Source organism: cf. Phormidesmis sp. LEGE 11477 (assembly GCF_015207105.1).
In the GTDB taxonomy this organism is placed as follows: Bacteria; Cyanobacteriota; Cyanobacteriia; order Phormidesmidales; family Phormidesmidaceae; genus Phormidesmis.
On sequence record NZ_JADEXO010000160.1, the window covers coordinates 1 to 11,268 of the forward strand.

Sequence of the window (11,268 nt, forward strand, 5' to 3'; positions counted from 1 at the left end):
CCTTTGCCCCTTTCACATAGTCCACTCGGCCCGCAGAAACGATCAGTTTGTTATCGCCAATTTGCTCGCGAATCTCTTTGACGCGATCGCCAATTTCTGGGGTGAGGACGGTTTCACGGATATTCTTGGGGTTTGTACCCACTGGAAAGGCATCGATATTGACCACCCTGCCCTTGTAGCGCAACTTAGTAGTCATTTCCGGCTCAGCGAGCGCCGTACCCACTCTGGTAAAGGCTTTGGGAACGGGCATCGTTTCTAAGACTTCTACCTCGCGGCAGCTACGGGCGGCACTGACAAAATTTTGCACGTAGCGAGGAATGTGGAAGCCGCACAGGTCGCAACAGAGCAAGCTGTCAATAATTGCATTGCGCCAGTGCAAAATGTTGAAAACATCGGCAGCCGGGAAAGGCGTATGGTGAAAGAAAGCGATTTTCACATTCGGCATCTTTTCGCGAATGTAAAAAGGCGCTAGCCATAGGTTGTAGTCGTGAATCCAAATTAGCGCGTCGTCTGCGGCATCTTCGCAGGCAGCCTCGGCAAACAGTCGATTGATATTTTGAAAATTCTCCCAGTCAGAGCTGTCGTAAGTAAAATGCTCTGGGAAAGAGTGCAAAATCGGCCAAAAAGCTTCCTTTGAAGTGATGTAGTAAAAGTTTCTGACCTGCTCAGCGTTGAGCGGGATTCGCCGCACCACACAGCTATCGCTACCGCCTTCCATGGTCACCCGCTCTTCAAAGCCATCAGACTGTTCGGGCTTGATCTGCTTCCACGCCACCCAGGTGCTCTGGTCCGCGTTAGAAAAAAAGCTCTTAAGCGTTGGGACAATACCGTTAGGGCTCTTTTTCTCGCGATAGTAAATCTTGCCGTTCTCTTCTACTTCGTCGTAGGGTTCACGGTGGTACAAAATCACTAGTGAAGACTTCATCGACATTTCCCCTTTGGCTAACCCTTCGACTAACCCTTTTCTGGCTAGTAGCAAGTATAGGGAATAATCTGCCGCTTACTAAAAGTTATATAGGGAATACGGAGAATACATAGAAGTGTAGAAACGGACAGATAGAAAAGCCATAAAAAATCTCTTTTTATGCATTTTGACCACAACCGTAGACAAACAGATTAAGGTAGTTTCTGGGACATAGACCCCGGCAGTCTAATCACTTTTCGAGGATGAATTTACGGTGGTAGTGGCAGCATCGAGACGGATTCGATTTATTGAAGATGAAACGTTCAGCTTGGTGGAATGGGCAGACAGTATTCATCGAGATCTGACAACGACTTACTTTGAGAAAGCGCAGCGAATTGCCCACCGATTGGGGGCCAACTATCGGAGCGATCGCCTGACCGAGATCGGTTTTTGGACCCCTGAGCTTGCCGGTGACATTATCCAATCAGAGCACAAGCTAGAGCTAGAGATCTTCACCCCGCTAGATTCGATTGACTTTCGGGCCAAAGAGCAGCAGGTTCGATTTAGGCGATCGCGCATCCCAGTCATCAAGCAAGGCGAATACGTCTGGGCCGTCGTCTACGGGCTCAAAGCCGGCACCCGCGATCAGGCTGGCTGCTTCTACTGGCTGCGCTATGAAGATGCCGATGGCAAAGTCCAAATCATCCGCGATCCCCTGGCCTATTCTTTGCCCTACGGTGTCTTTGCCCCAGCCGAACTCTACGACGTCCGCAAACTCCAAAAAAAACGCACTGATCTAGCCTACTTCCGCCACACCGGCAGCTCTACCAACCTTAGCGATATCACCATTCCTCGCCTGCCTGCGCCCACCAGCATCCTCCAAATCCACGTCAACACCGCCTCTGCTGCTGGCACCCTAGAAGGACTCACCGAAATCTATCAGCGCATCTCCGACAAACTCGCTGACGGACAAGCGCTGGCCCCTGAAGAAGCTGTCTACGCCGGATATGACGCTATCCAGCTACTCCCGGTCGAACCGACTATTGAATACCGCCGCGAAGACACCCAAAGCGAACATCAGTTCTTCTCTATCCAAGCCACCCCACCCAAAATCACCAAAGTTCCGCTAGAGGCAGCCGACACCGACTTCCCAGAACCTGAGCCAGATCGCGCTCCACTCCCCCATACCTTCCACTCAGACTTTCACCGCAAACCGACCATCACCCTCCGCCAGCCCAACACCCAAAACTGGGGCTATGACGTACCGATCCTGGGTTCTTCTGCCACGAATCCAGCCGTCCTTGGCAGCCTTAGACCCGACGAAGTCATCGACTTTATCGCCACGCTGCACAACTTCTCGCAAGGCCCGATCTACCTAATCTATGATCTGGTCTATGGCCACGCTGACAATCAGGCGCTTGATCTGCTCAATCATCAGTTTCTCAAAGGCCCGAACATGTATGGGCAAGATCTGAACCATCAGTCGCCCCAGGTGCGAGCAATTTTGTTAGAGATGCAGCGCCGAAAAATCAACACAGGCGCGGATGGCATCCGCATCGATGGCGGACAAGATTTTCGATTTTTCAATCCTTTGACCGACCGGGTCGAGCAAGACGATACCTACCTACTGGCCATGAGCGACCTGGCCCAAAATATTCAGGGCTACAGAAGGCTGATGTTCACCATTTTTGAAGACGGTCGCCCCTGGCCTCAAGAAGGATGGGAAGAAATTTCGCGCTACCGAGAGCTGATTGAAAAAAAACCCGAGTCCTTTCAGTGGGGACCGCTGATTTTTGCTCATAACACCCCGACATTAGAAGGCTATTGGGATAAAAAGTGGCGGCGAGCCTGCGAGGTGATCTTTCAGGGCAACCGCTGGATTACGGGCTGCGGCAATCACGACACCGTCCGCCGAGGCAATCAGATAGATTTAGACAAACCGATCAATTGGAACCTAGGCAGCTCTTTGGTTGAGGTACTCAATACCGCCTACAACAACCCGGCCACACAGATTTGGGTACAGGGATTTTGTCCGGGCTTGCCCATGGATTTTCTTAATGCCACAGTCGGTGCGTCTTGGGGATTTTTCCGCAATACCGACGATCGCTACGGCGTCAAAATCGCTTCCGAAGAGATTGGGTTTCTAGACTGGCAAGTCTCGCCAGAAATGTACGAAAAAGAAACCAGCTTCGTCCAAATTAAAAAGCTTGGGTTTACCGACTTAGAGCAGCTACGGTCCTTTGGGAAAGCGCTGCAAACCGCCATGATCGAAACAGACTACGACCTAGAGCAGGTCGCTAAATTCTGCAGTCACTGTCTCGGCGAAGATCATGGGTTCTGCGAAGTGCCCGCCCTAGAAGATCTCAATGAGCCCAATCTGCCCCATTTTTTAGCCACGCTAGATGTCGTCAAGCTCAAAAGATTTGCGATGGCCTTTATGGAAGATGGCCATAACCTCTGCAAAGTGAGCAATTTCTTCGATCAAATCGACCCGACCATAGCGGCGTTCAATCTGGCCCTGCGTCACTATCGGCGATCGCACCCCTGGCTACAAGACAACATCTTGGGATGCGATCGCTTTAACCGCATCAGCAACGATCGCCACACTACCTTCTACGGACTGCGCTGCCATCCAGAAACCAGGCAGCAGGCGATCGCCATGGCCACTCACATGGGCGGCACCCCCTGTACCGTCACCCTAGATAAATGGCTGCAGCTAGATATGTCCCAGTGGAAAGTCGTCTTAGCCACACCTGGCATTCCGGCAGAAGCCCTGCAGGATCTAAGCGCGTTTGAGCTGCACGATGGTCAAGGCGTTTTGCTAGAGCCGATTTAGATAGGGTGATTGCCCGTAGAATAGCGGCACAGGAATAGCGGGTCGAAGCACCCTGATACAAAAGTCAGTATTCTAAAAAGTGACTCCTCACCAAAAGATTGATCAAATGACATCAATCACAGAGCAATAATCGCTCATCAACCAATAAACGCATCCTATGTACAGCGCCGGATTGCCATGTGAGGAATAAGAATCCGACCAACTTCGTCTTAATATTTCCTACCGATTCGCGTCATAAAACTTCTTACAATGCTAATATTCTGTAATGATTGCAGATAATAAACAGGAAGGATGCGTACCGCCAAGCGTTCTAGTCCTTCAGTTAATATTTTGTGCTCAGTCGTTTTGGGTTGGGACGTTACAAGAATGGAAGGAAAACTTAGAGAACTGATTGGGAAGCCAGGTGTTTGGCTATATATCCAAAGCAGTAACGGTTGGTTTAAAAATGTTGAGATTTTAGAAGTCGGTGACAACATGCTGACCTTTCGCTACGAGTCAGAATCCGACACCGAGCGCAAGATTTGGGAAAAAACCACACGGGTTGACAACGTTTCAGAAATTGAAGTGCGTTTAGTCGTCGTGCCTAAATGCAACAATCCTCAGATGGCAGACATCCGTGGTCAGCTCTCCAAGCTGCTACAAAAAGAAAGCAGCCCTGAATTTGACGATCGCATGAACTAGAGCGCGAGTTGAAAATATAGCGAAAAACTGTTAGTAAGCAGGTTGCTCCACCCGGATTGACCTGCTTTTACTTTGAGCGAATAGAATCTACATCCACGAACTCTTGATCGCCATAGGCTATAGCAAAGTAAGGATGCATTCTAGGTGCATCCCACTTATGCAGAGCTATCGAGCCCTCATCCCCTAACCCCTTGCTCCCGGTGGGAGAAGGGGAACCGGATTCAAAATCCATCTCCCGATGGGAGAGGGATTTAGGGTGAGGGCGAGCGATAACTTATGAAAGTGGGATGCACCCTGCGTTCTTACTCTGCGGGAAGAGTTGCCTGTTGCTCTGTAAGGGTTTTAGCCGATAAGCATGTCTCAAGCGGCTCTTCGAAGGTATGTAGAACGGCGCTACCAAAGCGATAGATAGGAGAACCTTTTTAATGGCGAAACGGAGCGGCATCTTCCTGACGATCGCAGCCCTCACTATGACCTTACTGATCTGGGGCAATCCCATTACCCATATAAGATCAGTCTTCTTCCCAGAGATCTCAGCGATCACACCGCCTGTCAAAGCCTTCAGCAATCTGACGATAGATGTCGATGCCGATCGGCTACTCAACCACGTCAGTAGCTTTTCGCAGCCTAGATCCACACCAGACCAAAAGCCGCTCATCCGCAACTACATCACCCAAGCGCTAACCGACTACGGTCTATCCCCCACCGCTCAAAGCTATGATCACCCTCAAACCGGATCGGCTACCACAGGCGGCATTAATATCGTCACTGAGCTAGCGGGCTCTGATCCTGCCGCTGGCACGTTCATACTAGGGGCACATTACGACACTCACGTAGGGTCACCTGGCGCGGACGATAACGGCAGTGCGATCGCCACCCTACTAGAAGCCGCTCGCCTCTTCTCCGCCGCCAGCAGTAGCTCACCTTTTCCAGCAACGCTAAGGCTGGTCTTCTTTGACCAAGAAGAACAACAGCCCGACGGCAGCGGCCTCCTGGGCAGCTCAGCCTTTACCCAACTCAGCAGCAACATCGCCAACCTCAGAGGCGCAGTCATTCTAGACATGGTCGGCTATGCCTGCCACACCCCAGGCTGTCAACGCTATCCCGAAGGACTGCCAGTACAAACCGTGCCAGATACGGGTGATTTTCTAGCCGTATTGGGTCTATCTACTCATACAGAGTTGCTAGGAGCCTTCATCGGCTCCGCTCAAGCCAATTGGCCACTAGTTCTCAGCCTGCCCGTCCCCCAAGCCAGCCTGCGCTTCTTCCCCGACCTGCTACGCAGCGATCACGCCCCTTTTTGGGAAAAAGATATTCCAGCTGTCCTAGTGACAGATACCGCCAACTTTCGCAATCCCAACTATCATACAGCCAGCGATACGCCAGAAACTTTGGATATCCCCTTCTTTGAAGGCAGCGCTCAGCATGTGATAAATGCCGTTGCCGCGCTGCTTAGCCAGCCGTCATAGAAGGGGAAGCCATCATAGAATGAGTCGACCTATATCTAAGCAGCCTGCTGTCTTTCTTTTTCTAAGTACTCAAAAACGCTTTTGTCACCGATATCAGGCGGAATCGGCTGAATCACCTTTCTAATCGCAAAGACAGTGAATAAAGCGGCGATCGCCACCAGCATTCCCCGCTCAGCAGCCATCGATAAAACGCCCGACATATGACCCAGCAATAGCCCAGGTACCAAGAAAGCGAGAAACTTCGTCTCCAAACGATTGAAGCAGAAAGCCTCTTTGAAGAAAATGCCGGTTAGCGCCGCAAAGGTAAAGCCGATGCCAAAGATAGTCAGTGGGAATTGATAGGCGGTTAGCGCCAGCGGCGTGGGGTAGAGCAGTGCGATCGCGATACTAGCCACCCCTCCAATCGCCCAAAACGCCTGAAGCACCCGATGCAGCAGCCGTAGATAGATATGAATCTTAAACAAGCTCAGCCCTAGCCCGGCCCAAAGCAGAACATAGCAAAGCGTTGCCACTACAGGAGAGAACGTCGGTGACAGCAAACAGCAAACAGCCGCGATCGCCACACTCCCCGCAGCGACAGCCAGCCCAGCGCGATAGAGAATCACCTCCTGGCGATCGCTCTGCTCAATCGTAAAAGGCCCAAACTGGCCTTCATAAATTTCATCTAGCGTTTGTACAGACATACAATCTACGCTCCTTAATTAAAACAGTCAGTCAGAACTCATCAGTTAGCTAGCCAGTTAGCTAGCCAGTTAGCTAGTCAATCAAAAACGAGCATTATCCTGGTCTTTAGAAAAAAGGCCCAGCATCGGACCTAGAATCGCGCCAAACACGAAGCCTCCCGCATGCGCCCAGTAGGCCACGCCACCAGAAGCGCCCACATCAGCCGTTGCCCCCAAACTCATCAAACTATAGAAAGTCTGCTGAATAAACCACCAGCCCAAAAAGAAAATAGCTGGAATCCGAAACGTCGTAAAAAAGATAAACAGCGGTATCAAAGTCACAATCCGCGCCCGAGGAAACCGCAGAATATACGCGCCCATCACCCCTGCAACCGCGCCGCTCGCCCCTAACGTCGGAATCGGAGAAGCCGGATCAAAAAACCACTGCGCGAGGCCAGCTAACACGCCACAAAGCAGATAGAAGAACAAAAATTTCGCATGTCCTAGCTGATCTTCAACATTGTTGCCAAACACCCAGAGATACAGCATATTGCCGCCCAGGTGAAGCAATCCGCCATGCAAAAATTGAGAAGAGATTAGCGTCAACCACTCTTGATCTATTCCCGTCGCGAAAGAATTGGTAAGCTGAGCCGGGACGATCGCCCACGTATCAAAGAACTGCTGTAGGCCAGCCTCACCAAAGCTCCCCTGTAGCATTAGCTGGTGGACAAAAACAACAACGTTCAGCGCTAGTAGCGCATAGACGACAACAGGCGTGATAGAAACCGGATTGTCATCTCTTAAAGGAACCACAGCGCTAATAAATTAAGATTCCTTATTTTACAAGGTTTGCTAGGAATCCGTGCGATCGCCCTAATTCTCCAACATATTAAGATGTCCAGTTCAGGCATCTGATCGAAGAACCACACCCTAACCAAAGGCTACAGCCCTCACTAAAGTCCCCTACTAGCCAAAGTAGGCCAAGACAAAACGCCCGCATCGGCATCCAGCTGTGCAGGCACACCGACTGGCATAGCTGCATTTTCGCCATCATGACCGAAAGGCAATCCCGATACGATGGGAATGTGCAAATCGGCCAGGCGATCGCGCATCACTTCTTCCACGCTCAGAGTCGGCCCCGGCTTTGTCGGCTCCCAGCCGCTAAACCGCCCTAACGCAATCCCTTTTACCCCGTGAAATTTGCCCATAGACCGCCACTGAGTCAGCATCCTGTCCAATCGATAGGGCGCTTCGCCGACATCCTCAAACGCTAAAATCACATCCGTCAGATCAGGTTCCGCCCTAGTCCCCAACAGATGCGTCGCCACGCATAAATTCCCCGGCAGCAGCACACCGCTCGCCACACCACCGCAGCCCCACTGCGCCCAGCCGCGACCCTGCAAAGGTTGAATCCGATGCTGCTCCACCAGTGCAAACAGCCGCTCTATCGACTCGGTCGGTTCAGCCGCTAGCGTCGTCAGCACTGGCCCATGCACACCCGCCACGCCCTGCCGACTCCAGCTCCACAGCAAGCTAGTGATATCCGAAAATCCAATTAGCCATTTGGCCTTCCGGTTTTCACTCCCCTGATGACTGCTCTTTTGAGGCCACTGCCAATCTTCTAGCAAACGAGTGCCCCCATAGCCGCCCCTAGAGCACAAAATCCCTTTACACTCAGGGTTATCTAGAGCCGCCAGCAGTTGCGATCTTCGCTGCTCGTCTGTCCCGGCTAAATAACCCCAGCTATCGTCATACCCCTCGCTTAGATGGATTTTGTATCCCCGCTGTCGCCAAATCGCGAGTCCTGCTTCAAATAGCTCGGTTGACTGCAGGCCACCGCTTGGTGAAATCACATAGAGCAGGTCGCCAGTTGCTAATACTGGCGGGAGCTGGCAGGTAGTATGAGCAGATTCCATGGTCTACACAACTTCTGTCGCGGTGCGGCTCATTTTGTCTAGATTGCGCTGCATGGTGTCACGAAGCTGGTCTGAAAGCTGGTCAATTGTGGCAGTGCGATCGCGTTGATAATCTTCTAGATAGTCTTTCAAATTGATCGGATCGCCGATATAAAAACAGGCTTTTCGAGGCGCTTTTGGCTGAGCATGCTCTAGATGAAACACCTCTCGCTCTATCCGCGTCAACGTATCTAAAAACCGCTCTGGCGTCGGCGCTTCTGCCACATAGCCATCGTAGATCGCATCGAAGTTCAGCAGCCGTACCGTATCCCAATACACTTCCTCGCGGGTAAGCTTTTCAGGCCCCAACAGCTCTGTCCGTAGCGCCTTCTGATTCGCAGTCGGCTCAGTCTCATCTAGCAGCGCCTGAACCCTATACACCCGCTCGCGCATTGGCATGTTCAAGTTAGGCTTAATTTCCAACGCCGTCTCACACTTTTCAATAAAAATCTGCCTGAGCCGATTGATCCGCTGATTCCAATTCAGCGCATCCTCGCTGACTAGACCCGCCTCCTGCTCGATTTCTAAAATCACCTGATTAGCCACCCGGCGCAGTCGGCGATAGTTGTGTTCTTTGGTCTCACTGCTAGCGGCAAGATCAGGGGTGATTTCTAGCCGTTCTTCTAGCCGCGACAGCGTCTTTTCGATCACCTGACGCATCGGCTGGCGGTAGCGATACTTCAAACTAACAGGCACTACAAAAACGTCAGGGGCCTGCTCTAGAGAGTCTGCCTTCTTGGCCATCTGTGCTAGCGCCGACATCGGTAGCTGAATCGCACCCGGACGAAAAGGCATGATCGTGTCGTTCTGATAGGAACAGCCGCCTTCTGGAAAAATCACCAGCCGACAGTCAGGCTGTTTTAGCAGGGTTAGCGTTTGGCTGATACTGGTGCGATCGCCCACACCGCGCCGAATAGAATAGCAGCCCAGCCGCTGAATAAACCATCCCATCAGGCCCTCAAACGCTTCATACGCAACGACGTAGTGAAATAGCTGTCCGATCCGAGCCGACAGCACAAACAGCGTCATGCCATCCTCCAGCGTCGGATGGTTGCACACCAGCACCATCCTGGTATCGCCCTCAATCGCCCTAACCTTAGCCACCGACTCTTCGGATACGGACAGCTTGGCTTTGTAAAGAATTCTGGCCAGCACGTAGCTGAGGCTCTGAACTAGCCTGGCCATCAGCGGAATCTGCTTGGGAGGATAGAAGGTTTTGGGCTCCGTAGAACGCTCTACAGAACGAGCAGACAGTCGAGAGTCAGCAGTCATAAGAAATGCACAAGATCTGTGAGATTAATATACAGATAGCGGTGTCATCGCCGCCGCTTCATTTAGACAACGCTAGAATTGTCCTGCTAAAAATCCTTCCTCCGAAAATCCTCTTATAGCTAGCGGCCCGCACTAGAGAAGCGTCGACGGGTCAAGCTATAAAAACGCCCGATAAACATAGCACCCGCAACGGCTGATCCGGTGTACTGGCCAATCCACAGCCCCACTGCATCCCAGCCGACTAAAAAGCAAAGAACATAGCCGCTGGTGATGCCTATCCCCCAAAAGGCGATCGCACTCAAAATCACTGGCACTCTAGTATCCTGCAGTCCGTACAGCGCACTCATCACCACCCGCTGCACGCCATCGGGCACCTGTGACATGGAGGCAATCAACAGCAGATTCATCGCGATCGCCACCACCTCAGCGCTCCTGGCATCTTGCCTATCGATAAATAGACCAATCAGCAATGGCCGGAAAGTGAACAGGGCGATCGCGCTTACCCCTAGAAAAATAGCCACCGCGCCCGCCGCTACTAGCCCAGCTCGCCTGGCACCCGAGATATCACCTCGGCCAAACCATAGCCCCACTCTAGTCGTCACCGCCTGCGACATCCCAATTGGCACCATAAAGATCAGCGCAATCACCTGAAACGAAATCTGATGCGCTGCCAATACCTCTGTGCCCAGACTGCCTGCCATAAACGCCAGCGTTGTGAACATGCCCAGCTCTAGAATCAGCGTCAGCGAAATTGGCGCACCGACCGTCGCCAGCCGCCGCAAAATCTTCCTATTCGGATACTGCCACCCGCGCCAGAACTGATACTGGTTCAGCTCTGGATGCCGCAAAATGTAAAGCGAAAATAGCAAAAGCATCAGCCATAGACTGAGCGAACTGCCTATCCCTAGCCCCAACAGTCCCAAACGAGGAAAGCCAAATTTGCCAAAACCTAGCACATAGTTGCAGGCAATATTAAACGCGGTGCCAATCGCCACCACGCCCGTAACCACACCCGCCAAAGAAAACGCCGATAGATAGCCCCGCAGCATCGCAAACCCCAGCGCTGGCAACACCCCAAATGCAATCCCGCTGTAATACCGCTGCGCCAAATTCACCACGGTTGCTGGCTGCTGTAGAAACGTCAGCACGCTTGTCATCTGAGTCAGCAACAGCATGAAAGGAACCGCCAGCAGCAGCGACAGCCACAGCCCTTGCCTGGCCAAACCCGTCAACCGGTGCTTTTTGTCTGCGCCATAGGCTTCGGCAGCCAGTACACCCACAGACATCACAAAGCCAGTGATCACAGTCAGCGCCATTTGAAAAGTGCCAGAAGCCAGCCCACCCGCAGCCAAACTAGCCGTACCGAGATGGCCCATCATAATCGTGTCGACAAAACTGACCGCAAACTGAGCCACCTGCGCGATCGCCAGCGGAATCGCCAGATTCAGGAAAGCCCGAGTTTCTAGCGCGACATCAGATTTCGCTAGCC

10 protein-coding genes are annotated in these 11,268 nt (G+C 52.1%); 3 read left to right on the forward strand and 7 right to left on the reverse strand.

Annotation, left to right across the window (positions count from 1 at the left end; genetic code table 11):
* The coding region (locus IQ256_RS26520; RefSeq protein ID WP_193858703.1) for a trehalose-6-phosphate synthase at positions 1-925 on the reverse strand (925 nt) is incomplete at its 3' end.
* A 259-nt stretch (positions 926-1,184) separates the two neighbouring features.
* On the opposite strand from IQ256_RS26520, the gene gghA reads away from it, so the two are divergent.
* Entirely contained in the window at positions 1,185-3,740 is a 2,556-nt protein-coding gene (gene gghA / locus IQ256_RS26525) for a glucosylglycerol hydrolase (protein WP_370623555.1), read from the forward strand.
* Between the two features lie 366 nt (positions 3,741-4,106).
* Positions 4,107-4,421: a DUF6679 family protein gene (locus tag IQ256_RS26530; RefSeq protein WP_193858711.1), complete on the forward strand. Its 315-nt coding sequence runs from the start codon at positions 4,107-4,109 to the stop codon at positions 4,419-4,421.
* Positions 4,422-4,488: 67 nt separating this feature from the next.
* On the opposite strand, the gene IQ256_RS29885 is transcribed toward IQ256_RS26530, so the two are convergent.
* Positions 4,489-4,653, reverse strand: coding sequence for a hypothetical protein (locus IQ256_RS29885; RefSeq protein ID WP_228025316.1), 165 nt, complete (start codon positions 4,651-4,653; stop codon positions 4,489-4,491).
* A gap of 193 nt (positions 4,654-4,846) precedes the next feature.
* On the opposite strand from IQ256_RS29885, the gene IQ256_RS26535 reads away from it, so the two are divergent.
* Complete coding sequence (locus IQ256_RS26535; protein ID WP_193858705.1) at positions 4,847-5,890, forward strand: M28 family peptidase; 1,044 nt, start codon at positions 4,847-4,849, stop codon at positions 5,888-5,890.
* 35 nt (positions 5,891-5,925) lie between these two features.
* Here the strand turns inward: IQ256_RS26535 and IQ256_RS26540 are convergent, their stop codons facing one another.
* From IQ256_RS26540 to IQ256_RS26560, 5 genes are all read right to left on the reverse strand, one after another.
* Positions 5,926-6,573: a DUF2301 domain-containing membrane protein gene (locus IQ256_RS26540; RefSeq protein ID WP_193858706.1), complete on the reverse strand. Its 648-nt coding sequence runs from the start codon at positions 6,571-6,573 to the stop codon at positions 5,926-5,928.
* 81 nt (positions 6,574-6,654) lie between these two features.
* Positions 6,655-7,365, reverse strand: a complete 711-nt coding sequence (locus IQ256_RS26545) for a rhomboid family intramembrane serine protease (protein ID WP_193858707.1) — start codon at positions 7,363-7,365, stop codon at positions 6,655-6,657.
* Between the two features lie 140 nt (positions 7,366-7,505).
* Positions 7,506-8,468 (reverse strand): LD-carboxypeptidase, encoded by a 963-nt coding sequence (locus IQ256_RS26550; protein ID WP_193858708.1) that lies wholly within the window; start codon positions 8,466-8,468, stop codon positions 7,506-7,508.
* A 3-nt stretch (positions 8,469-8,471) separates the two neighbouring features.
* Entirely contained in the window at positions 8,472-9,779 is a 1,308-nt protein-coding gene (locus IQ256_RS26555) for a 1-acyl-sn-glycerol-3-phosphate acyltransferase (protein WP_193858709.1), read from the reverse strand.
* Positions 9,780-9,898: 119 nt separating this feature from the next.
* A partial coding sequence (locus IQ256_RS26560) for an MATE family efflux transporter (RefSeq protein ID WP_193858710.1) occupies positions 9,899-11,268 on the reverse strand: 1,370 nt, incomplete at its 5' end.

Coding starts and splice junctions, on each gene's coding strand:
- IQ256_RS26550 (WP_193858708.1), bottom strand. CDS start 8,468: ATGGAATCTGCTCATACTACCTGCCAGCTCCCGCCAGTATTAGCAACT.
- IQ256_RS26535 (WP_193858705.1), top strand. CDS start 4,847: ATGGCGAAACGGAGCGGCATCTTCCTGACGATCGCAGCCCTCACTATG.
- IQ256_RS26555 (WP_193858709.1), bottom strand. CDS start 9,779: ATGACTGCTGACTCTCGACTGTCTGCTCGTTCTGTAGAGCGTTCTACG.
- IQ256_RS26540 (WP_193858706.1), bottom strand. CDS start 6,573: ATGTCTGTACAAACGCTAGATGAAATTTATGAAGGCCAGTTTGGGCCT.
- IQ256_RS26530 (WP_193858711.1), top strand. CDS start 4,107: ATGGAAGGAAAACTTAGAGAACTGATTGGGAAGCCAGGTGTTTGGCTA.
- IQ256_RS29885 (WP_228025316.1), bottom strand. CDS start 4,653: ATGGATTTTGAATCCGGTTCCCCTTCTCCCACCGGGAGCAAGGGGTTA.